23 protein-coding genes are annotated in these 22,095 nt (G+C 68.0%); 12 read left to right on the top strand and 11 right to left on the bottom strand.

Going from position 1 to position 22,095, the window contains the following annotated elements; genetic code table 11:
* Positions 1-16: 16 nt before the first annotated feature.
* Positions 17-1,141 (bottom strand): ABC transporter permease subunit, encoded by a 1,125-nt coding sequence (locus FHT38_RS06580; RefSeq protein ID WP_183478700.1) that lies wholly within the window; start codon positions 1,139-1,141, stop codon positions 17-19.
* Positions 1,142-1,151: 10 nt separating this feature from the next.
* Complete coding sequence (locus tag FHT38_RS06575) at positions 1,152-2,075, bottom strand: branched-chain amino acid ABC transporter permease (RefSeq protein WP_091723702.1); 924 nt, start codon at positions 2,073-2,075, stop codon at positions 1,152-1,154.
* 283 nt (positions 2,076-2,358) lie between these two features.
* Here FHT38_RS06575 and FHT38_RS06570 point away from each other — a divergent pair, with 283 nt between their 5' ends.
* Positions 2,359-4,251: an ATP-binding protein gene (locus FHT38_RS06570; protein ID WP_183490781.1), complete on the top strand. Its 1,893-nt coding sequence runs from the start codon at positions 2,359-2,361 to the stop codon at positions 4,249-4,251.
* Positions 4,244-5,584 (top strand): sigma-54 dependent transcriptional regulator, encoded by a 1,341-nt coding sequence (locus FHT38_RS06565; RefSeq protein ID WP_091723698.1) that lies wholly within the window; start codon positions 4,244-4,246, stop codon positions 5,582-5,584. Before FHT38_RS06570 ends, FHT38_RS06565 begins: the two co-directional genes overlap by 8 nt.
* 319 nt (positions 5,585-5,903) lie before the next feature.
* Here the strand turns inward: FHT38_RS06565 and FHT38_RS06560 are convergent, their stop codons facing one another.
* Positions 5,904-6,278, bottom strand: a complete 375-nt coding sequence (locus tag FHT38_RS06560; protein WP_175538209.1) for a response regulator — start codon at positions 6,276-6,278, stop codon at positions 5,904-5,906.
* Between the two features lie 292 nt (positions 6,279-6,570).
* Here FHT38_RS06560 and FHT38_RS06555 point away from each other — a divergent pair, with 292 nt between their 5' ends.
* The 4 genes from FHT38_RS06555 to FHT38_RS06540 are packed head-to-tail and all read left to right on the top strand — an operon-like array spanning position 6,571 to position 12,137.
* Positions 6,571-7,278: a biliverdin-producing heme oxygenase gene (locus FHT38_RS06555; RefSeq protein ID WP_175538208.1), complete on the top strand. Its 708-nt coding sequence runs from the start codon at positions 6,571-6,573 to the stop codon at positions 7,276-7,278.
* On the top strand, positions 7,275-9,638 hold the full coding sequence (locus FHT38_RS06550) for an ATP-binding protein (RefSeq protein ID WP_183490779.1): 2,364 nt from the start codon (positions 7,275-7,277) through the stop codon (positions 9,636-9,638). Before FHT38_RS06555 ends, FHT38_RS06550 begins: the two co-directional genes overlap by 4 nt.
* A gap of 11 nt (positions 9,639-9,649) precedes the next feature.
* A complete protein-coding gene (locus FHT38_RS06545; RefSeq protein WP_183490777.1) occupies positions 9,650-10,108 on the top strand; it encodes a response regulator in 459 nt (152 codons plus the stop codon).
* A gap of 4 nt (positions 10,109-10,112) precedes the next feature.
* Positions 10,113-12,137: a hybrid sensor histidine kinase/response regulator gene (locus tag FHT38_RS06540; protein WP_183490775.1), complete on the top strand. Its 2,025-nt coding sequence runs from the start codon at positions 10,113-10,115 to the stop codon at positions 12,135-12,137.
* 198 nt (positions 12,138-12,335) lie between these two features.
* Here the strand turns inward: FHT38_RS06540 and FHT38_RS06535 are convergent, their stop codons facing one another.
* From FHT38_RS06535 to FHT38_RS06515, 5 genes are all read right to left on the bottom strand, one after another.
* Positions 12,336-13,490 carry a PAS domain-containing sensor histidine kinase gene (locus FHT38_RS06535; RefSeq protein WP_183490773.1) on the bottom strand — a complete coding sequence of 385 codons (1,155 nt, stop codon included), beginning with the start codon at positions 13,488-13,490 and terminating at the stop codon, positions 12,336-12,338.
* Complete coding sequence (locus FHT38_RS06530) at positions 13,487-13,861, bottom strand: response regulator (protein WP_183490771.1); 375 nt, start codon at positions 13,859-13,861, stop codon at positions 13,487-13,489. Before FHT38_RS06530 ends, FHT38_RS06535 begins: the two co-directional genes overlap by 4 nt.
* Before the next feature lie 115 nt (positions 13,862-13,976).
* Positions 13,977-14,225: a hypothetical protein gene (locus FHT38_RS06525; protein ID WP_183482776.1), complete on the bottom strand. Its 249-nt coding sequence runs from the start codon at positions 14,223-14,225 to the stop codon at positions 13,977-13,979.
* A 35-nt stretch (positions 14,226-14,260) separates the two neighbouring features.
* On the bottom strand, positions 14,261-14,494 hold the full coding sequence (locus FHT38_RS06520; RefSeq protein WP_183490768.1) for a hypothetical protein: 234 nt from the start codon (positions 14,492-14,494) through the stop codon (positions 14,261-14,263).
* Positions 14,495-14,612: 118 nt separating this feature from the next.
* Positions 14,613-14,846, bottom strand: coding sequence for a hypothetical protein (locus tag FHT38_RS06515; protein WP_183490766.1), 234 nt, complete (start codon positions 14,844-14,846; stop codon positions 14,613-14,615).
* Positions 14,847-15,059: 213 nt separating this feature from the next.
* Here FHT38_RS06515 and FHT38_RS06510 point away from each other — a divergent pair, with 213 nt between their 5' ends.
* Together FHT38_RS06510 and FHT38_RS06505 are read left to right on the top strand one after the other, a co-directional pair.
* A complete protein-coding gene (locus tag FHT38_RS06510) occupies positions 15,060-15,356 on the top strand; it encodes a CrpP-related protein (protein WP_183490764.1) in 297 nt (98 codons plus the stop codon).
* Positions 15,346-16,176: a serine protease gene (locus FHT38_RS06505; protein ID WP_255488617.1), complete on the top strand. Its 831-nt coding sequence runs from the start codon at positions 15,346-15,348 to the stop codon at positions 16,174-16,176. Before FHT38_RS06510 ends, FHT38_RS06505 begins: the two co-directional genes overlap by 11 nt.
* Before the next feature lie 103 nt (positions 16,177-16,279).
* On the opposite strand, the gene FHT38_RS06500 is transcribed toward FHT38_RS06505, so the two are convergent.
* Positions 16,280-16,621 (bottom strand): hypothetical protein, encoded by a 342-nt coding sequence (locus FHT38_RS06500; protein WP_183490762.1) that lies wholly within the window; start codon positions 16,619-16,621, stop codon positions 16,280-16,282.
* A 303-nt stretch (positions 16,622-16,924) separates the two neighbouring features.
* On the opposite strand from FHT38_RS06500, the gene FHT38_RS06495 reads away from it, so the two are divergent.
* The 4 genes from FHT38_RS06495 to FHT38_RS06480 all read left to right on the top strand — a co-directional run bounded on the left by FHT38_RS06495 (position 16,925) and on the right by FHT38_RS06480 (position 19,026).
* On the top strand, positions 16,925-17,158 hold the full coding sequence (locus tag FHT38_RS06495; RefSeq protein ID WP_183490760.1) for a hypothetical protein: 234 nt from the start codon (positions 16,925-16,927) through the stop codon (positions 17,156-17,158).
* A gap of 77 nt (positions 17,159-17,235) precedes the next feature.
* Positions 17,236-18,210 (top strand): PHB depolymerase family esterase, encoded by a 975-nt coding sequence (locus tag FHT38_RS06490; RefSeq protein WP_183490759.1) that lies wholly within the window; start codon positions 17,236-17,238, stop codon positions 18,208-18,210.
* A gap of 134 nt (positions 18,211-18,344) precedes the next feature.
* Complete coding sequence (locus FHT38_RS06485; RefSeq protein WP_183490756.1) at positions 18,345-18,554, top strand: hypothetical protein; 210 nt, start codon at positions 18,345-18,347, stop codon at positions 18,552-18,554.
* A 121-nt stretch (positions 18,555-18,675) separates the two neighbouring features.
* Positions 18,676-19,026 carry an RNA-binding protein gene (locus FHT38_RS06480; protein WP_183490754.1) on the top strand — a complete coding sequence of 117 codons (351 nt, stop codon included), beginning with the start codon at positions 18,676-18,678 and terminating at the stop codon, positions 19,024-19,026.
* Positions 19,027-19,422: 396 nt separating this feature from the next.
* Here the strand turns inward: FHT38_RS06480 and FHT38_RS06475 are convergent, their stop codons facing one another.
* A complete protein-coding gene (locus FHT38_RS06475) occupies positions 19,423-20,505 on the bottom strand; it encodes a TRAP transporter substrate-binding protein (RefSeq protein ID WP_091723686.1) in 1,083 nt (360 codons plus the stop codon).
* A gap of 191 nt (positions 20,506-20,696) precedes the next feature.
* Positions 20,697-22,064 carry a metalloprotease PmbA gene (pmbA, locus tag FHT38_RS06470; RefSeq protein ID WP_091723683.1) on the bottom strand — a complete coding sequence of 456 codons (1,368 nt, stop codon included), beginning with the start codon at positions 22,062-22,064 and terminating at the stop codon, positions 20,697-20,699.
* Positions 22,065-22,095: the final 31 nt, after the last annotated feature.

Here is a 22,095-nt window from a genome sequence, read left to right as displayed (position 1 = left end):
TGGCTCCTGGCACGGATCAGGCGTTGATGGCGCTGCCGGCGTTCGCGGGCGGCTGCGCCCCGGGCGGCAGCGGCCGCGACTTGCCGTGCTCGGGCGACGGCCACAGGCCGCGCGGACGCATGAGCATGATCACGATCATCGCCAGCGCGATCAGCAGCTGGCGCAGGATGGCCGCGTCCAGGCGGCCGTCGGTCATCTCCTGCAGCGGACCGGCAACGTAGCGCAGCACTTCCGGCAGCGCCGCCAGCAGCAGCGCGCCCAGGATCACGCCCGGGATGTGGCCGATGCCGCCCAGCACGACCATGGCCACGATCATCACCGACTCCTGCAGGCTGAACGACTCCGGCGAGACGAAGCCCTGGAAGGCGCCGAACATCGAGCCGGCCACGCCGCCGAAGGTCGCGCCCATGCCGAAGGCCAGCAGCTTCATGTTGCGGGTGTTGATGCCCATGGCCTTGGCGGCGATCTCATCCTCGCGGATGGCCATCCAGGCGCGGCCGATGCGGGAGTTCTCGAGCCGGTAGCAGATCACCACCGACGCGATCACCAGCGCCAGGAACAGGTAGTAGTACATCGACACCGAGTTGACCTCGATCCCGAAGAAGGTGTGGTTCTGGCTGAACTGGAAGCCCAGGAAGTGGACGCCGTCGATCTGGCCGATGCCGCGGGGGCCGTTGGTGATGTTCAGCGGGTATTCCATGTTGTTCAGGAACACGCGGATGATCTCGCCGAAGCCCAGCGTCACGATGGCCAGGTAGTCGCCGCGCAGCTTCAGCGTCGGCGCGCCCAGCAGCACGCCGAACAGCCCCGCCAGCAGCGCCGCCAGCGCGATGGCCAGCAGCAGCGGCAGGTGCAGCCCGTTGGGGAAGGCGGCGGCGATGTGCTCGAAGTTCTCCGCCAGGTGCGGGCTGTTGAGCAGCGCGAAGAGATACGCGCCCACCGCGTAGAACGCGACGTAGCCCAGGTCCAGCAGGCCGGCGTAGCCGACGACGATGTTCAGGCCCAGCGCCAGCAGCACGTACAGCAGCGCCAGGTCGATGATGCGCACCGGGCCGTTGCCGAAGGACTGCGCGAACAGCGGCAGCACCAGCAGCAGCACGCCGGCGATCAGGAAGGTGATCAGCTTGGATTTGTTGTGCATGTGAGGCTCCTCAGGCGCGATCGGCGACGCGTTCGCCCAGCAGGCCCGACGGACGCAGCGTCAGCACCAGGATCAGCGCGATGAAGGCGAAGATGTCGGCGTAATGGCTGCCCAGCACGCCGCCGGTCAGGTCGCCGAGGTAACCGGCGCCGATGGCCTCGATCAGGCCGAGCAGCACGCCGCCGACCATCGCGCCGGCGAGGTTGCCGATGCCGCCCAGCACCGCGGCGGTGAAGGCCTTCAGGCCGGGCATGAAGCCCATCGAGTGCTGCACGGTGCCGTAGTTGGCGGCCCACATCAGGCCGGCCACCGCGGCCAGCGCGGCGCCGATGATGAAGGTCAGCGAGATGACCGCGTCAGGCTTGACGCCCATCAGCGCGGCCACGCGCGGGTTCTCGGCGGTGGCGCGCATCGCGCGGCCCATCTTGGTGTGGTTCACCAGGAACAGCAGGCCGCCCAGGATCACGACCGTGGTGACCAGGATCAGCACCTGCGTCACCGTGATCACCGCGCCACCGATCTGGATCGGGTCGGTGGGCAGCAGCTGCGGGAAGGGCTTGGGGTTCGGTTTCCAGATGATCATGGCCAGCGTCTGCAGCAGCAGCGACATGCCCATGGCGGTGATCAGCGGCGCGAGTCTGGGGGCGTTGCGCAGCGGCCGGTAGGCGATCTTCTCGATCGCGAAGTTGAGCAGCGTGCAGACGACGATCGCGCAGGCCAGCGCGATGATCATCAGCAGCCAGCCCGGCAGGCCCAGGCCAGCCAGCGCCGTGACGACGGTCCAGCTCACCAGGGCGCCTGCCATCAGCACCTCGCCGTGCGCGAAGTTGATGAGGTTGATGATCCCGTAAACCATCGTGTAGCCCAGCGCGACGAGGGCATACATGCTCCCGAGCACCAGCCCGTTGATGATCTGCTGAAAAAGTATCTCCATAAGGCCCCAGCATGTTGTTGGACACGGCTCGCGCCGCGTGACGGCGCTTGCGGGTGCAACCCGCGTGCCAATCCGTCCGTTTCAAGGGTATTCACCGACGCGGGCGCCACCATGCGCACCCGCCGGGCATGTCTCCCCAGTCTCGGCGACGCAACGAAGTGCGGAAATCCGCACAAACCGCCTAGCCAGCCGGGCGAATCCTCGCCAGTCGCAAAAAAGCCGGTGCGCCGGGTGCAAGGCGCGCGCCAACTTGGGCACACTGGACGGCGATTTTTCGTCTCCCATGGAACCGGTCGTCACCTCCTCCTTCGCCACCTCCTCCGCCCGCCAGCGGCTGGCGTACTTCCTGGGCCGGCCGACCTTCTACCTCTACCTGACCGGCGTGCTGATGCTGCTGGGGCTGCTGCTGGGCCACCGCCTCAGCGAGCGCGCCAGCCTCGACCAGCTCAGCGCCCTGGCCACCGAGCGGCTGGAGCTCTACGCCTCCAACCTGCAGACCGAGCTGGGCCGCCATGCCTACCTGCCCAGCCTGCTGGCCATCGACGGCGACGTCACCCGGCTGGTCGAGCATCCCGACGACGAGGCCCTGCGCAAGTCGGCCAGCCTGGCGCTGGCGCGGGTCAACGTGCGCGCGGGCACGACGCAGATCTTCGTCGCCGATCCCGAGGGCCGCGTGCTCGCCTCCAGCGAGCCGCTGACCCCGCCGCTGCGCCTGCAGCAGGCCATCGAGCAGGACCGCCACCACTTCTTCGCCTCCGACGCCGGCCAGGCGGGGCTGAGCGGCTCGACCAACTTCTTCCTGCTGCATCCGCTGCGCCGCCACCAGCAGCTGCAGGGCGTGATCGTGGTCAAGCTCAACCTGGCGCCGCTGGAATCGACCTGGGTCGACCTGGGCCTGCGCTCGCAGGGGGAGCGCATCCTGGTCTCCGACGACCAGGGCGTGGTGATCATGAGCTCGGTGGAGGAATGGCGCTACGCCGTGCTCAACCGCGCCGACGCGTCCGAGCGCGACCGGCTGCAGGCCAGCGCGCGTTATCCACGCGTTGGTCCGGACCTGGGCCTGCCCGGCGCGCTGGAGGCCTACAACAGCCTGCTGGTGCGCGCGCCGGCGCCGGCCAGCACGACGCTGCTGGCGCAGGAGCGCCAACTGTTGCCGCTGGGCCTGCGGCTGCTGGCGCTGTCCGACCTGTCCGAGGTGCGGCGCCAGGCGCGGCTGGCGGCCTGGAGCGGCGCCGCCTTCGGCGCGGCGATCGGGATGCTGCTGCTGTACCTCGCGTCGCGCCGGCGCGCGCTGCGACAACTCTTCCAGGCCAAGACCGAATTGCAGAACGCGCACGCGCAGCTGGAAAGAATCGTCGACGAACGCACGGCGGAACTCCGCCAGATCAACGAGGAGCTGCTCGATCAGATCGCCCAGCGCAGACAGGCCGAGGGCGAGCTGCTGCAGACCAGCAAACTCGCGGTGCTGGGGCAGATGTCGGCCGGTTTGTCGCATGAGGTCAACCAGCCGCTGACGGCCCTGCGCGCGCTGGCACGGAATTCGCAACGGCTGCTGGAGGCCGGCCGCCTGCAAGCGGTCGCGGACAACCTGCAGACGATGGACGACATGGTCGAGCGCATGGGACAGATCACCCGCCAGCTCAAGAGCTTCGCCCGCAAGGCGGAGCCGGCGCGCACGGCCGTGTCGCTGCTGGCCTGCGTGAACAACGCGCGGCTGCTGCTGGAACACCGCACCCGCGCGCTGGACCTGGCGGTGGAGGTCGACGTGCCGCCGGGGCTGCGCGTCAGCGCCGAGTCCAACCGGCTCGAGCAGGTGCTGGTGAATCTGCTGGGCAACGGCATCGACGCGATCGCGTCGGAGCCACCGCCCGACGGCCCCGAGGACCCGCGCCGGCTGCGCGTGGCGGCGGTGCCGGCGGACGAGGGCCGGCGCGTGCTCGTGCAGGTGCAGGACAGCGGGCCGGGCCTGAGCGAGACGCTGCTGCCGCGGCTGTTCGAGCCGTTCTTCACCACCAAGCCCGCCGGCGAAGGCCTGGGGCTGGGGCTGGTGATCTCGTCCAAGATCGTCCACGAGTTCGGCGGCGCGCTGCGGGCGCACCGGCTGGACCAGGGCATGATTTTCGAATTCGACCTGGAGGTCGACACCTGGCAGGCCGAGGAGGGTCAGTATGTTTGAGGGCTACAAGGTCGTGTTCGTCGAGGACGACCTGCCGGTGCGGGTCAGCCTGACCCAGACGCTGGAGCTCGAGGGGCTGAGCGTCGTGCCCTGCCGCTCGGCCGAGGAGGCGCTGCCGCACGTGCAGCCCGGCGCGCAGGTGATCGTGATCACCGACGTGCGGCTGCCCGGCATGGATGGCCGCGCGCTGCTGGCGCACGTCCAGGCGACCGATCCCCAGATCCCGGTGATCCTGATCACCGCGCACGGCGACGTGAACATGGCCGTGCAGGCGATGCGCAACGGCGCCTACGACTTCATCGAGAAGCCCTTCGCGCCGGAGCGGCTGCTGGACACCGCGCGCCGTGCGCTGGACCTGCGGATGCTGCGCCACTCCGCGGACGAACTGCGCGCGCAGCTCTCGGCCGCCAGCGGCATCGAGGCGGCGCTGCTGGGCAAGTCCCCGGCGATGCAGCAGCTGCGGCGCCAGGTGCTGAACCTGGCCTCCACCTCGGCCGACGTGATGATCCTCGGCGAGACCGGCACCGGCAAGGAGCTCGTCGCGCGCTGCCTGCACGACCAGAGCCCGCGCCGCGACCGGCACTTCGTCGCCATCAACTGCGGCGGCCTGCCCGAGGCGCTGTTCGAGAGCGAGCTGTTCGGCCACGAGTCCGGCGCCTTCACCTCGGCGGGCAAGCGCCGCATCGGCAAGATCGAGCATGCCAACGGCGGCACCCTGCTGCTCGACGAGATCGAGACCATGCCGGTGCCACTGCAGATCAAGCTGCTGCGCGTGCTGCAGGAACGCCGCGTCGAGCGGCTGGGCTCCAACGAGGAGCAGGTCATCAACGTGCGCTTCATCGCCGCGAGCAAGGCCGACCTCAAGGAAATGGGCGAGCGCGGGCAGTTCCGCAGCGACCTCTACTACCGGCTCAACATCGCCACGCTGGTGCTGCCGCCGCTGCGCGAGCGCCGCGAGGACATCCCGCTGCTGTTCGAGCACTTCGTCGCGCAGGCCTGCAAGCGCTATGAGCGCGAGGCGCCCGAGCTCACGCCGGACAAGCTGCGCGAGCTGATGGCCCACGACTGGCCCGGCAACGTGCGGGAGATCCGCAACGCGGCCGACCGCTTCGTGCTCGCGCTGGACGACCTGGACTCCACCGCCGCGATCCAGGCGGTGCCCAACCTGGCGCTGGCGCGCCAGATGGAGATGGTCGAGAAGGCGCTGATCGAGCAGGCACTGCGCCGCTCCGGCGGCAAGGTGCCGGCGGCGATGGAATTGCTGGGAACGCCGCGCAAGACGCTGTACGACAAGCTGCACCGGCACGGGATCCAGCTCGACGATTTCCGTTGACACGTCGAACGAGGGGGAACCCCCTCACCCTAACCCTCTCCCCCTCTGGGGGCGAGGGGATGAATGTGCCCCTTGTGCGTGCGAGAGGACGGGGGGAGTTTCACCCTCTCCCGCTTGCGGGAGAGGGAGGGGTGAGGGTCTTCTCACTCCCCACGGCGCTCGGTGCTTGTTGAAGCGCTCCCTTCCTGCCATCTCTCTGCGCCAGCATGGGGGAGAGATTTTCCCGGCAGGCCGCGAAAACCCCTCCCCCATACCCCGACACGTCACCGTCCTGCGACGGCCCCGCACCGAGGCCTTCCCAGACGGCGTCGCGCCAGGTTCAGGCAGCCTGACGCACGCCCTGCTGCGCCTCGTCCAGCACCGCCTTGAGCTGCTGGATGGTGGCGGGCTTGACCAGGTAGGCGCTGGCGCCGCGCCGGATCGCCTCGGCGGCATCGCCCGGATCCGAGGTACCGGTCAGCATGACGATCGTCATCGGACCACCGCTGAGCGCCTCGCTGACGAAGTCCATGCCCTGCCCGTCCGGCAGTGCCCGGTCCAGGATCAGCGCGTCCGGCCGCCGCGCGGCAATGCGGGCGCGCGCCTCGGCCAGGGTCGCGGCGGTGGCGGCGGTGTAGCCCTCCAGCTCCAGAAGGATGGCCAGCGTCTCGCTGGATTCGAGGTTGTCGTCGACGATGACGGCGTACGGTTGCATGGCAAACCCTGCGGCAAGAGGTCCATGGAGAAGTTCCCGTACATGCGCGCCAGCGGCGCTCGACGGGCAGGCATGGCCCTCTGTTGGCAATTCCCGTGCCCTCGCCGTCTTCGGCGCGCCGAGGAACGAACGACGCTTCAGGCTGCCACCGGAATGGGGGGACGGCGATTCCACCCCGGGTCGGGACGGATCTTTGCCCTGCGCCTTTCTGACCATAATCCGCGCCTTGGCGACCGGGTCCGGCCCTCGCGCCGCCCCCGCCGTCCGCGCGCCCGACCGCCCGCCGAGTTCCATGACGACGACCGACGCTCCCATTTCCACCGAGTTGCTGCCCCGCCTGCGCCGCTGCACCGCCCCCCTGCACGACGAGATCGAGGCGCTGCTCCGGCTCGGGGCGCCGATGCCGCTCGCACGCTACGGTCGGATCCTGCGCGGCTTCCATGAATTCCTTCAGCTCTGGGAACAGCGCGTGCGCCACGCGCTGCCCGAGTCGCTGCGGCCGTGGTTCGACGCGCGCCGGCGCGCCCCGTTCGCCGCGCACGACCTGGCCGTGCTCGCGCTCCCCCACGACGACACGATGCGCGCCGCGGCCCGGGCCTCGCAGCACCGGCTGCGACTGGACAGCCCGGCCGCCGCCTTCGGCTCGCTGTACGTGCTGGAGGGCTCGGCGCTGGGCGGCCAGGTGCTGACGCCGATGCTGCTCGCGCGGCACGGCCTGACCCCGGAGCGCGGCGCCGCCTATTTCCACGGCTTCGGCGAGCGCACCGGCGCGATGTGGCGCGAGTTCCGACAGCTCGCCGATGCGCAGGCCGGCGCCGAGGAGACAGATCGCAACGCCGCCTGCCGCGCGGCCGTCCAGACCTTCCAGGCGCTGATCGAGACCTTCGAGTCCGTGGGCGCCGCGGCGCCGGACCTGCCGGTCGCAGCGACCGCTCCGACCGCTCCGTCGATGTCATTCGTTTCGACCGCCGCGGCCACGTCGGTCGCAACCCCGCAATGAACGGGGACGTCGCCACCTTGGGCCAGGGGCCGTCGCCGACGTCGATGGACCGCCAGATGGCGCAGTGCGCCAATGAGCCGATCCGCATCCCCGGCGCGATCCAGCCCCACGGCTGGCTGGCCGCGGTGGACTGGCGCGATGGCGCGCTGGTCGCCTACAGCGAGAACTGGCGCACGCTGCTGCCGGAGTCGGGCGACCTGCTGCCGGCGCGCATCGAGGGCGTGCTCGATCCGGTACGCGCGGCCCGCCATGCGTGGATCGACGGCGAGGGCCCGGTGTCCTGCGGCACGTTGGTGATCGGGGGGCGTCGCCTGCATGTGTCGGGCCATCGGCTCGGCGAGCGCGGTTATTTCGAGCTGGAGGCCGACGTCGAGGAGAGCGGCAACCGCGCGCCGATCTACAGCCTGGCCCGGCACCTGGTGCCGATGATGCAGCGCACCGCCGCGGTGGACGAGCTGTGCCGGGTGGTGGTCGCGGAGATGAAGCGCCTGACCGGCTTCGGCCGCTGCCTGGCCTACCGCTTCGATGCCGAGGGCCATGGCGAGGTGCTCGCCGAGGCGCTCGACGGCGGCTACGACGCCTATGCCGGCCACCGCTTTCCGGCCTCGGACATCCCGCCGCAGGCGCGCGAGCTGTACCGCCTCAATCACATCCGCCTGATCGCCGACGCCCATTACGAGCCGGTGCCCGTGCGCTTCGTCGACGGCCGCGACGGGACGGCGCTGGACATGTCCCAGGCCGCGCTGCGCAGCGTGTCGCCGGTCCACCTCGAATACATGCGCAACATGCGGACGCTGGCGTCGATGTCGGTGTCCATCATCGTGCGCGGACAGCTGTGGGGGCTGGTGTCCTGCCACGACCACGCGCCGCGCCAGCTGTCCTGGCAGACGCGCATGGCCTGCGAGCACCTGGGACAGCTGCTGTCGCTGCAGATCGAGGCGAAGGAAGAGAACGAGCAGGTCACCGAGCAGCTGCGCCTGCGCCAGCTGACGCTGGCGATCGTCGCGCACCTGGCGGACAGCGACGCGACGCTGCAGCGCCTGGTGGAGGAACCGGGGCCGCTGCTGCGACTGGGCCGGGCCTGCGGCGCGGCGGTGATCCTGAACGACAGCTGCTGGTCGGTGGGCGAGACGCCGGACCGCGAGACGCTGCTGACGCTGGGCCAGTGGCTGGCCAATCGCGCCGACCCGGTCTGGCACAGCGACCGCCTGGCGCTGGACGTGCCGCCGTCGCTGGCGACGGCGCTGGCCGGCACCGCGGGCGTGCTGGCGATTTCGATCTCCCGGCTGCATCGCCATCACATCGTGTGGTTCCGTCCCGAGATCGTGCAGACCGTGGTGTGGGCCGGCAATCCGCACAAGACGCCCACGACGGAGCGCGACACGCGGCTGCATCCGCGCCGCAGCTTCTCGAGCTGGAAGGAGCAGGTCGGCGGCCGTTCCCTGCCCTGGACCTCGGGCGAGGTCCATGCGGTGCAGGAACTGCGGCAGGCGCTGATCGGCGTGGTGCTGCGCCGCGCCGAGGAGATGGCCGAGGTGGCCATGGAGCTCGGCCGCGTGAACAAGGAGCTGGAAGCCTTCTCCTACACCGTGTCGCATGACCTGCGCGCGCCGATGCGCCACATCGCGGGCTTCGTCGACCTGGTGCTGGAGATGGAGGGCCAGGGGCTGTCGGCCCGCTCGCAGCGCTACCTCGCGCATGTGAAGGAGGCCTCCGCCCATGCCGGGCAGTTGGTGGACGCGCTGCTGGACTTCTCGCGGATGGGACGCTCGGCGATCAAGCACGCGTCCATCCACACCGGCCCCATGATCGACGACCTGGTGGCCGAGCAGAACGCGATGAACAAGGACCGCCGCATCGACTGGGTGATCCAGCGGCCGCTGCCGCGGCTGTGGGGCGACCCGGTGCTGCTGCAGGTGGCCGTGCGCAACCTGGTGGCCAACGCGGTGAAGTACACGCGTCCGCGCGAGGTCGCGCGCATCGAGATCAGCGCCGTCGAGGACGAGACCGGCGTGGGCCTGAGCATCGCCGACAACGGCGTGGGCTTCCAGATGAAGTACGTGGGCAAGCTGTTCGGCGTGTTCCAGCGGCTGCACCAGAGCGAGAGCTTCGAGGGCACCGGCATCGGCCTGGCCAGCGTGCGGCGCATCGTCGAGCGCCATGGCGGCCAGGTCGACGCCTGGGGCGAGCCCGAGCGCGGCGCCCGCTTCAGCTTCACCCTGCCCACGCGCGCGATGCAGGAGGCCCAGGCGCCCGAGGGCGACGCGGCGGCCGAGACCAACACCGACACCCACGGATCACTGTCCCCCGGCGGCGCAGGGGCGCCTCGCGCCGCCGATTCCCTCTCTCCTGATTCCTGAAGCCGAACGCCATGCTCAAGCCCATCCTGCTTGTCGAAGACGACGCCCGCGACCTCGAGCTGACGCTGGTCGCGCTCGAACGCAGCCAGCTCGCCAACGAGGTGATCATCGTGCGCGACGGCGCCGAGGCGCTGGACTACCTCAACCGCGAAGGCGCCCATGCCGACCGCGCGGAGGGCAATCCGGCGGTCATCCTGCTCGACCTGAAACTGCCCAAGGTCAACGGGCTGGAGGTGCTCAAGGCGGTGCGCGCCACCGAGGCGCTCAAGAGCATCCCGGTGGTGATGCTGACCTCGTCGCAGACGGAGTCGGACGTGGTGCAGAGCTATGCGCTGGGGGTGAATGCCTACGTGGTCAAGCCGGTGAACTTCAAGCAGTTCGTCGCCGCGATCGCCGACCTGGGCGTGTTCTGGGCGGTGCTGAACGAGCCGCCACCGGGCTCGCTGCGCGCCGCGCGGCGTTATGAATGAACCGATGGCAGATTCCGCGCCCCTTCCCCCGCCCGGCGCGCCGACCAGCGCCGCAGCCGCCGTCGCGGCTGACGCGCCGCCGCTGGAGATCCTGCTGCTGGAGGATTCCACCTTCGACGCGGAGCTGCTGCTGGCCTCGCTGGAGACCACGCATCCGCGGGCGCGCGTGACCTGGGTGAAGGACGAGCCGGGACTGCTGGGCGCGCTGGAGACGCAGCGCTTCGACCTGATCCTGTCGGACTACCAGCTGCCGGGCTTCACCGGCGCGGAGGCGCTGGCGCTGGCGCAGCGGCTGGTGCCGGGCACGCCTTTCATCTTCGTGTCGGGCGTGATCGGCGAGGAGAACACGGTGGAGCTGCTCAAGCGCGGCGCCACCGACTACGTGATGAAGGGCCGGCTGGCGCGGCTGCCGGTGGCCATCGACCGCGCGCTGCGCGAGGTGCGCCAGCGCGACGCACAGCGCCAGGTCGAGGCGCAGCTGCGCGAGGCCGACGCGCTGTATGCGCGGGTGGTGGATTCGCTGCAGGACCATGCGGTCATCCTGCTCGACGCCGAGGGCCGGATCCGCGACTGGAACCGCGCCGCCGGCACGATCTTCGGCCATGCGCTGGAGGCGGTGCAGGGCATGTCGGCGGAGATCCTGCTGACGCCGGAGGACCGCGCCGCGGACGTGCTCGAGAACGAACTGGCGCTCGCGCTGACGCAGGGCGCGGCCCGGGATGACCGCTGGCTGATGCGCCAGGACGGCACGCGGCTGCGGGCCGAGGGCGTGGTGACGCCGCTGTTCAGCGCGTCGGGCGCGCTGACCGGGTTCTCGAAGATCATCCGCGACTCCACGCCGGCCTACGAGGCGCAGCAGGCGCTGCGTCAGGGCAAGGAGGAGGCGGAGCGGGCCAACGAGCTGAAGGACCAGTTCCTGGCGGTGCTGTCGCACGAGCTGCGCTCGCCGCTGAGCGCGATCACCGGCTGGGCGGACATCCTGTCGAATTTCTCGGACGCGCATCCGATGCTGGGCAAGGCCGCGGCGGTGATCCGGCGCAATGCGCAGCTGCAGGGCCGGATGATCAACGACCTGCTCGACATGAGCGCGGTGGCCGCCGGCAAGCTGGTGCTGCAGACGGCGCCGCTGGACCTGTCGGCGCTGGCCTCGGAGTCGGTGCTGGGCGCGCTGCACGAGGCGCAGGGCAAGGGCGTCGCGCTGAACTGCGCCGCGCCCGAGCCGGTGTGGATCGCCGGCGACGCGCAGCGGCTGGCGCAGGTGCTGACCAACCTGATCGGCAATGCGATCAAGTTCACCGACGGCGGCGGACGCGTGGACGTGCAGGTCGAGGTCGCGGACGGCGAGGCGCTGCTGCGCGTGCAGGACACCGGGCGCGGCATCTCGCCGGAGTTCCTGCCCTACGTCTTCGACCGGCTGCGGCAGGAGGACGGCTCGTCGACGCGCAAGGTCGGCGGCCTGGGCCTGGGCCTGGCGATCGCGCGCGCGATCGCGCAGTTGCACAAGGGCCGCATCAGCGCCGCCAGTCCCGGCCCGGGCGGCGGCGCCTGCTTCGAGCTGCGCCTGCCGATGCTGGCCGACCAGGCCCTGCCGCCGCCGCCGAGCGCGGCGCCGGTGGAGCTGTCGGAGGAGACGCTGTCGGGCGTGCGGGTGATGCTGGTCGACGACGAGGAGGATGCGCGCGAAGTGGGCCAGGTGGCGCTGAGCCGGCTGGGCGCGAAGGTCAGCGTCGCGGGCAGCGCGGCGGAGGTGCTGTCGCGCCTGACGGACGGCGAGCGCTTCGACCTGCTGGTGTCCGACATCGGCATGCCGGAGATGGATGGCCGCTCGCTGATCCGGGCGGTGAGGCAGCTGCCGGGCGGCAGCGCGGAGGAGTTGCCGGCGCTGGCGCTGACGGCCTTCGCGATGGTCGCGGACCGGCAGGAGGGGCTGGCGGCGGGGTTCCAGGGGTATGTCGCCAAGCCGATCGAACTCGGCGCGCTGACGCGGACGATCCAGGAGGTGTTGGGGCGAAGGACAGGGGCGGATTGAGGGGTGCGAGGAGAATCACTCGCCATGCAAGCGCCCTCCCCTTCGCCCGCACCTCGCTCGATCCTGGTCGACATGCCGCGCGGAAGCGGTCCGCACCCCGCCGTGGTGCTGGCGCCGGGCGTCGGTTATCACCTGCGCATGCCCTTGATGGAGGCCGTCAAAGTTGGCGCTTCGCCGCGATGGGCGGACTTGCTCCTTCTAATTTGGTGTTCGCGGCGCCTGTCTCAGGATCGGTAGTCTCGCAATGAACTCGCTGCCACGGCCGCGGCCTTCGCTTCTGACCTCAATGGTTCCTCCGTGCAGGGAGACGATCTCCTTCACGAGGGCGAGGCCGATTCCCAGGCCATGCCCCCGCCCGGAGTCCGCGCCGTCAGCCTGCGTGAACATGTCAAAGATGCGAGGCTGAAGCTCCGGCCCAATACCGCAGCCTGTGTCCAGCACTTTGATCAGGAAGTGAGTTCCGTCGACGTTGACCAGCACCGACGCACGACCACCACGAGGAGTGAACTTGATCGCGTTGTTCAACAAGTTGGTGACAACCTGATGGATACGGCCACTGTCGACCTGTACTCGCACCATCACCGGCGGAAGAACGCTGAGAAGCTCGACGCTGGCGGCGACCGCAGACGGGCGACATGCTTCGATCGCCTCCTCCACCAACGGCTGCAACAGCACGTCTTCGTAGCGCAGATTCAACCGGCCTTCGCCCACTCGCGTCATGTCGACCAGATCCTCGACCAGTCTCTCGACGAACGCGACCTGCCGACGGATCACCTTCGCTGCCTGTTCGATCTGCTTGGGATCGACCGACAACGCAAGCAGTCTTGTGGCAAGGCCGATCGGCTGCAGCGGATTGCGCAACTCGTGCGCAATCGTCCCGATGAAGACCGTTTGATCGTGATGCTGTCGCTCCAGGCGCTGCACTTCATTCTCGAGCCATTGAGTTCGAAGGCGTAGGTGGGTGGCATCACGAAACAGCTTGGCGAATCCAAGATGACGGCCGTGCTGACGCCTGGAGAAGGTCATGCCGCTGGCCCAGAAGGCCGATCCATCCTTGCGCGCGTGCCATCGCTCATCCTCAACGGCTCCCAGCATTGCTGCGGCATTGAGTTCGTGGCGATGCAGCTCCGCCCTCACGTCGTCGTCAACAAACAACATCGAGAAGCCGCGGTCCAGCACCTCCTCAGCCGAATAGCCGGTGATGCAGTAGCTCCCCTCGCTCCATCCGGTGATTCGCCCCAAGGGATCCAGCAGAACGATCCCATATTGGGAGATGTGCTTGGCAAAGCCATCCACGAGTTCACCGACCTCTTCAGCGTTCCATGCGCCATGCGCGGTGCGAAGCAGTGTCATATGTTCCAGTCCTCATGAGGGAGCAACTCCTCCAAGGCCTCGATCGACACGGGCTTCAGCAGCGTGTGGTCGAAGAGGTCGGCGGCGTCGCGCAAGCTCTGAGCCGAACCCGAGATCCCGATCAGCAACGCGTTGATGCTCGAGTCCCTTTTGATCGCCTGAGCGAGTCCGATACCTCCGATGCCTGGCATCTCGATGTCCGAGATCACTGCGTCTGGCGGGTCGTCCCGGATCAAGCAGAGCGCTTGCTCCCCCGATAGCGCCGTCCGCACGCTGAATCCGAGCCCCGCGAGCAGCAAGCCAAGCGACGTCGACATGTCAGGTACGTCGTCGACCACCAGGACGGACCGTGGAGGCGGTGGGATGGTCATCCGACTTCCTTGTTGAACGAGATACGCCGGCCCCCGGGCATGCCGCGACCCCGGCCATGCTCAGACTCCGAGCTGCCTTGGGAAAGACACGGAAAAGCACGTACTCCGAGCGCTTTCAAGCGGCCGCGATTGCCGCATCGATTGCCATCGAGACCGCCCGTATCACGGCCTCGCGCTCGGATTCGTCGTCTGCGCGGTAGGTGGAACCTTCCAGTTCGAAAACCCGCTCGGAGCGATTGATCGTTGCATTCCAAACCAGCAGTGCTCCGCTCGCGCTGAAGTCAACGCACGCCTTCGCCAGCCCTGTGGCGGAGGCGCTCACCCGACACTCGTGCCGGAAATCCACGGACTTGAAGAGTCGCATTGGTTGCTCCCTGTTTGTGACGTCGGCGTGCGGGATCAGCGGAACCTTGCGTTCAGCGCCTGACCGATCGACGACACGACGGTCTGGGATTCGGTCTCGCCTTGAGCTCTTTGAACGCATCCCGTCATCTCGAAGAACTGAGGCGCGATGTAGAAGGTGGCGCTCCAACTCAGGAACTTCCCGCTCGCGCCAAAGTCGGCACATACCCTGATGACGCGGCCGCTGACAGGCACCGTGTGCTTGAAGTCGACAGTCGTGAGTTGGTTCATCAGCGCCTTCCTCACGGCATTCCCGGCGGCACGGCGAGGGGTGGGGCGATGCTTCGATCGGGCGGGCGATGGGGCAACAGGCCATGACTTGACCGCGGCCGCCGATGATCGAATCCGATCATGGCAGCCAATCCTCGGAATGCCGCAGTGGGTCCAGCGCGTCACGGATCCGCTCGATCGTTCCGTGCTTCGGATCGTTGGGCAGGTCGATGAAGAGCGCGCGCCTCGGTGGGGCGTGACGCCGCCTGAAGATCAGTGTTCCCAGCTCGGAATGGGACGGGCAGACGTAGATGACATCGAAGGACGAAATCTGCAGCCCGCCAATGTGGGCAAGTCCGGCTTTGACGAACATGTCGCGCTTTCGAAAGAGCTCCCTGGCGGAGCGACCTGGTCGTCGTTGATGGCGGCCACGCAAGCTGGCCGACGCGACGCCGCGCGCATGTCAGTGCTGAGCATTCAAGCATGGATGGCGAGCCGGCGGGAAATATGTTTCTGATCCCGGCCTAGGCTTGGATCGTCACTTGCTGCGTTTCACGACATGGCTCTACCGGAGCGGGAGGCGACCATGAAGCGCAGGTCCAAACCCAAGCAGCACGCCGCCGGACGCGATCAGAAGGACAGCCTCCCCACTGCCGAGCGCGCCGAACTCCAACGGCAAGGAGCCAAGGCCGCCGCGCGAGGTGAGGAGCGTGATGTGAATCCCATGGACAAACAGGTGAATCGCCCCTCGGCAACAGGGGAGTGCCTGGACCTGTGGCAGAAGCGAAAGGACGCCTGGCAGCAGGGGCACGATGTGCAGTCCCAAGCTGACGATCAGGCGAGTTCCCATTCCTCCAGACAGGAAGAGAGTGATGAGCACTGAAGCCGAATCAGTTCTGCGCCTTGCGCAGGTCAAGCGCGAAATCAGGGCGGCCGAGCACACCCTCGATGCCTGGCGCCCGCCTCTACGACCCGCGATGAAGTCCGTTGATCCGCTGCTGCTCGCTGTGGTCCGGCTTAGCACCTTGCAGGGCGGTCGAGCCTTGACGCGCGCCACGGGCTTCCTGCAGCAACGCGGCGAGGAGGTCTTTCTGGTCACCTGCCGGCACGTGTTCATCGATCCGTCGAGCGGTCACTATCCCGATCTGATACAGGTTGATTTCCACACGGACGGCAACAATCTGGCGACAGTCGCGAGTGCTGCCCTTCCTCTGTATGAAGCGGGCACCGCAGCGTGGAGACAGGGAAGGGACGCGGCGGGAGACGTCGACGTCGCGACTCTCAAGCTCCGACGGGAACAGATGCCGGACAAGGCGGTCTGGCACGCCTTTCCCTCTGAAGAGATGCCGGAGCTGGAACGGGACATCGGCTTGGGTACGCCGGTGCTGATCGTCGGGTTCCCCATGGGGTTTCACGATGAATTGCATCACCTACCGGTGGCTCGATCCGGCATCGTGGCCTCCCCCTACGGCTGGCGCTTCGGCGGAGAGGGATATTTCCTGACGGATGCGCGGACGCATCGAGGTCTCAGCGGAGCCCCGGTCGTGACGCGGGATGCGTCCCAGCCGGGGTTTCCCTGGCGGCTGCTGGGCATCCACTCCGCTCGTCTGGAAGGGCGAAACAGGGAGGCGGCCTTTGACGAGACCCTTGGACTGAACTGCAGCTGGTATCCGGACATCCTGCGCGTGCTCACGACCGGCTGACCGCAGATGGCCATATCGGCACGTGCACGCGCGATGCACAAGGGAACCGGTCGCCCTCGCCCCTGGCTTGGCTGGAAGAGGAGATGCGTTGCGGCAGCGCCGGTCAGCCGCGCGCGGACTGCGGCAGATCCGCATCTGAGATTCCACGCCGCGCCTGACCGGCCGCATCTGGTACAGGACGTGCAGTGGCATCGTCGTCGGGAGGCACGTCGCTGCCTTCAGGCAGCTCGTGCGGCTTGCCCTCAATGTCTTCTTGCGTCGAACGCTTCTTGCCGTCATTGCCGGTTCGCTCGGCGCCGGAGTTCGATTCGTCCGATGCATCGCCGGTGCGAACGCCCTCCGGCGATTGGTTCGCAATGGAATCACCGACGGGATCGTCGTTCTCGTTCTCATGCTTCGAGGCCGTAGGACGAGTGGACTCGGAAGCCGATGTACTGCTGTTCATGATGGCGCCTTGATGTAGGGCGGGATGGCCCGCTGTCCTCTGGCAAATCGCGCTCCGCGCGAGTTGCGCCATGAGCCGGACGATCTACCGCCACGTCGCGTGCGATGCTCGGTTCGCGGCGCGGTCAAGCTCCAAGCAGCGTCTTCGGCCCGAAAAGATAAACCGCGCAGCCTTCGGATCCGTGCTTCAATGGCGAGCACTGACATTCGCGTCCCTCGGTAGTCCGACTTTCGCGTCAGCGAGCACCTGTGGCCGCCCCGGCGCCCGCACGTTCCCCTGCGGAGCTGGATCGAAGGATGCGATATGTTCGTCAAGGCCGAACTGGCCAATATCTGCAGTGTCGACCTTGCGTCATTCGACGTGATCTACATCTGCCCTCATCGTTCGGAACTTGGAACGCTCATCTTTCGCAGGCGCCACACCCCGCCGCGACGCGCCCTGTTCATCGAACTTCCCCGCTGTCCGTCGCCTGGTCTGGTCCAGTTCATCCGTGATGAGCTCGACCCCCGGCACCTCCAGGACGAATGGCTCCCGTGAGCAGCCCCGCCTCCACCATGCCCGCGAGTCCCTCTGCGCCCCGTGCGCCGGCGCCGCGCGAGTCACAAGGACACTTCATGACCGCAGAATTCATACGCGCCACTCACCTTTCAGAGCTTCGCGATCCAGCGCTTCCCGCTGACATCGATTCGGTCCCGCGGCACGTCGGCCGGGCCTACGCGCAGCGGGAGCGCTCGGAGCGCTTCGTCTCCGGCACCCACGTGCATGGACAGACCGTCATGAGCTACAAGCTCTACACCCCCCCGGGCGACGTGCGCGTGGCTCGACCGCTGCTGGTGATGCTGCATGGTGGCAAGCAGGGACTCGAGGACTTCGTCCTGAGCAGCCAGATGAATGAAGCGGCCGGGCGGCTGGGCTGGATGGTGCTGTACCCCGAGAAGCCGACACGCAACGGCGATCAGGCAAGCTGGAGCTGGTACATGTACAGCCATCAGCAGCGGGGACGCGGCGAGCCCGCCCTGCTCGCCAGCCTCACGCGCAGCGTCATCGCGCAGCATCGGATCGACACACAGCGCGTGCACGTCGCCGGGCTGTCGGCGGGTGGGGCCATGGCGGCAGTCCTTGGCCAGACGTATCCTGACCTGTTCGCCTCCGTGGGCATTCACTCGGGGCTTCCTTACGGCGCCGTCGACGACGCCAGCGGCGCGCCTTCGCTCCAGCGGTACGGGCGCGCGGATCAGCAGCCACGCGTCGAACGCTCGCTGAGGGATGGCGCGCCGCCCACCATCGTCTTTCACGGCATGAGAGACATGACCGTCCATCCCAGCAACGGCGTGCGCATCTACGAGAACGCCATTGCCGGGCGGCCAGGCGAGCATCGCTTCGAGAACGGTCGCGAGGGCGGACGCGCCTACACGCGCCGCACCCACGTCGCTCCCGACGGCCGCACCAACGCCGAGTTGTGGCTGATCGAGGGCGCCGGCCACGCTTGGTCGGGTGGGGATCCGCAAGGTCTGCAAGCCGACTGGCAGGGCCCCGCCGCCTCCGAGCAGATGCTGTGCTTCTTCATACGCCACCCCGCCTCGCACTGAGCCTGCGGCTTTTGCGGACGCCGCGGACCCGAGTTCAATTGCGCCGACTTTGGCAACCCCCTGCAGCCTTGCTGCGGCAGGCCGCACGCTGGCCTGTTAACCGATCGAACGAGATTCCGAACAACTTCATCCCCATGGGCAAGTACGTCGTTTCGCCCACGACACACGCCGCCGGCGGCGGCCGCTTCAGTGCCGCCTTCGCGATCAAGCGTGCGGACGGCAACGGCACGTATTGCCGGGTCTTCCGTTTCGACAGGACCTTTGCGTCCCGTCATGCCGCCCAGCTCTTCGCGGTGACCCAGGGCTGGATCGAGTCCACTGGCGAGAGCCAGCAGGCCCGCTGAACCTCCGACCGAATGCCGTTCCTGCCTCAGCGCAGGCTCCAAGCCGGTCGCCCGCACTTCACCGAAACGATGGGGCAGATCCCATCGGTGAATCGATCAAAAACAAGGAAAGGCTCTTTGCATGAGCAGCAAGATCTACGTGGGCAACCTGCCCTACTCGGTGACCGAATCCGCCCTCCGAAGCAACTTCTCAGAGTTTGGCGATGTTTCCTCGGCCAAGGTGATGATGGACCGTGACACGGGCATCTCAAAGGGCTTTGGGTTCGTGGAAATGAAGTCCGCCGAAGGTGCCGCGGCGGCCATCGCGGGGTTGCACGGTGTGTCGGTACACGGACGCTTGATCGTGGTCAGCTTGGCACGCCCACGCGACGCGGACAAGCGTGCGGAGCCGTCGCCACGGGGAGAGTTCCGCGCGACCAAACGTCCCGTCACCGGATATGGGACGGGCGGATTCGGCGGCGGTCGCTACTGAATCGACCTCTCATCCCGTGCTGGCCAAGGACGGCTTCGAGTAGGCTTTGCTCCATGCGAAATCCCGCCCGAATCGACGAGATCCTGTCAGCGTTGCGAGCCGCCTGGAAAGAGTCACCCGACCTACGCCTTGGGCAGTTGATCGTCAACGCCGTTCGTCCCATCGACCCCTGCCCTGAGGTCTTTCACGCTCGGGACGAGGATCTACTTCGAAGACTGATGGACTATCGCGCGATGGTGCGCGCGGCCAAGCAAGACGCGGATTCGGGACGAAACTGACGACCAGATCCGGCCGCCCGCGACGGTCCGCTTCCGGCTGGTCAGCGACACGCCCCCTCCAAAAACAACAAGCCGTGCCCTCCCGGACACGGCTCGCTTCAATCAGGCCTGAGCTCGCTCAGAACCGCTGCGACTGCATGAAGTCGTCGAAGCCCGCTTCCGCGAAGCGGAACCACAGGTTCTGGTCGCGCCGGAAGTTGGCGTAATCCTCGTACACCTTCTTCCAGTTCGGGTTCTTCGCCGACAGCTCGCTGTACAGCGCCATCGACTCCTTGAACGCCAGGTCCATCGCATCCTTCGGGAAGCGCATCAGCTTGGTCTTGGCCGCCACCAGCTGCTTGAGCGCCTGCGGGTTCAGCACGTCGTACTTGGCCTGCATGTCCACGTGGGTGTAGGCCGAGGCCGCCTCGACGATCGCCTTGTACTCCGCCGACAGGCCCTCGTAGGCCTTGGTGTTGATGTAGAAGTCGACCTGCGGGCCACCTTCCCACCAGCCGGGGTAGTAGTAGAACGGCGCGACCTTGTTGAAGCCCAGCTTCAGGTCGTCATACGGCCCCACCCACTCGGCCGCATCGATCGTGCCCTTCTCCAGCGCCGAATAGAGCTCGCCGCCCGGCAGGTTCTGCGGCACGCCGCCCATGCGCTCGATCACCCGGCCGGCGAAGCCACCGATGCGGAACTTGAGGCCCTTGAAGTCAGCCGCCGACTTGATCTCCTTGCGATACCAGCCCGCCATCTGCGCGCCGGTGTTGCCGCCGGGGAAGTTGATGATGTTGTAGTTCCGGTAGAACTCGCGCATCAGCTTCAGGCCGTTGCCGTGGAAGGTCCACGCGGTCATCTGCCGCGAGTTCAGCCCGAACGGGATCGACGCGCCGATCGCGAAGGTCTCGTCCTTGCCGAAGAAGTAGTACGGCACCGTGTGGGCGATCTCCACCGTCGCGTTCTGAACGCCGTCGACGACGCCGAAGGCCGGCATCAGTTCGCCGCCCGCATGCACGCTGATCTGGAACTTGCCGCCGCTGAGCTCGCTGACCTTCTTGGCGAAGACCTCGCCGCCGCCGTAGATCGTGTCGAGCTGCTTGGGGAAGCTCGAAGCCATGCGCCAGCGGATGTTGGCCTGCGCATGCACGATGGCCGGGGCCGCACCGGCGGCCAGCACGCCGGCCAGGCCGGCATTCTTGACGAAGGAACGACGCTCCATGAAGTCTCCTGTTTCGCTGCTTTCGTTGGTATGGACCACCCTCCCGGGGCGGCCTTGGGCGCACGCAGGATTAACCACCGCCGGGCTGGCGTCAACCTGACAAGCCCGGGGGGCGCCCAGGACGGCGGCGCGAAAAAACAGAAGCGGCGCCGAGGCGCCGCTTCATCGGAAAACGGAGCAGCCCGGGCCGTTCAGGCGCCGGCCAGCTTCATGCGCTCGATCAGGATCGATCCCACCGTCTTGCTGCCCAGCGTGTAGGTATCGGCGCCGATGCCGACGATCTGCTGGAACATCTCCTTGACGTTGCCGGCGATGGTGATCTCGTGAACCGGATGCGCGATCACGCCGTTCTCGACCCAGTAGCCGCTCGCGCCGCGCGAGTAGTCGCCGGTCACGTAGTTGACGCCCTGCCCCATCAGCTCGGTCACGAACAGCCCGGTGCCCAACCGGCGCAGCATTGTCGGCAGGTCGTCGCCGGGCGCGGTGGCCTTGCTGCGCATCGTCAGGTTGTGGGAGCCGCCGGCGTGCCCGGTCGTGCGCATGCCCAGCTTGCGCGCCGAGTAGGTCGACAGGAAGTAGCCCTTGAGCACGCCCGCCTCGACCACGGTGCGGGCCTTGGTCGTCACGCCTTCGTCGTCGAAGGGCGAGCTGCCCTTGCCCTTGAGCACATGCGGGTCCTCGACCACCTCCACGTGCGGTGCCAGGACTTGCTGGTCCAGGCTGTCGAGCAGGAAGCTCGCGCGACGGTACAGCGCGCCGCCGCTGGTGGCCTGCACCAGCGCGCCCAGCAGGCCGGCGGCGACCGGCGCCTCGAACAGCACCGGCACGCTCGCCGTTCTGACCTTGCGGCCCTTGAGGCGGGCCAGCGCGCGCTCGGCGGCGTAGCGGCCGATCGATTCGGGCGACGACAGCTCGGCCGCGTCGCGCATCGAGCTGTACCAGGCGTCGCGCTCCATGCCGGCGCCGCGGCCGGCGATCGGCGCCACCGACACCGAATGCCGCGAGCTCGCATAACCGCCGCGGAAACCGCGCGAGTTGCCCGAGAAGAAGTGCGACTGCTGCGCCGACACCGCCGCGCCTTCCGAATTGGTGATGCGCGGGTCGGTCTTCAGCGCCGCGTCCTCGCAGCGCAGCGCCAGCTCGGCCGCCTGCTCGGCGGTGATCGCCCAAGGATGGAACAGGTCCAGCGACGGCCGCGCGGCTTCGTCCAGCGACAGGTCCTGCTCGTCGGGCAGGCCGGCGAACTCGTCCTCGGCGGTGAAGCGGGCGATGTCGTAGGCGGCGCGCACGGTGTCGCGCAGCGCCTGCGGCGAGAAGTCCGAGGTGCTGGCGTTGCCTCTGCGCTGGCCCAGGTAGACCGAGATGCCCAGCGACTTGTCGCGGTTGCGCTCGACGTTCTCCAGCGCGCCGCGCCGCACGGACACCGACATGCCGCTGCCCTCGGACACTTCCGCGCCGGCGTCGCTGGCGCCCAGGCGCTTGGCCTCGGCCAGGACGTCCTCGATCAACTGGCGGAAATGGTCCTGGCTGTAGGCGAATCCTTGCTCGGCTTGACTCATGAATGCGGTCTCTGTGAAAGCAGCGCGGCCT

The sequence above is a fragment of the Mitsuaria sp. BK041 genome, assembly GCF_014193085.1.
GTDB lineage: Bacteria > Pseudomonadota > Gammaproteobacteria > Burkholderiales > Burkholderiaceae_C > Roseateles.
Note: the sequence above shows the minus strand (reverse complement) of the source record. Positions and strands in the feature narration are given on the sequence as shown.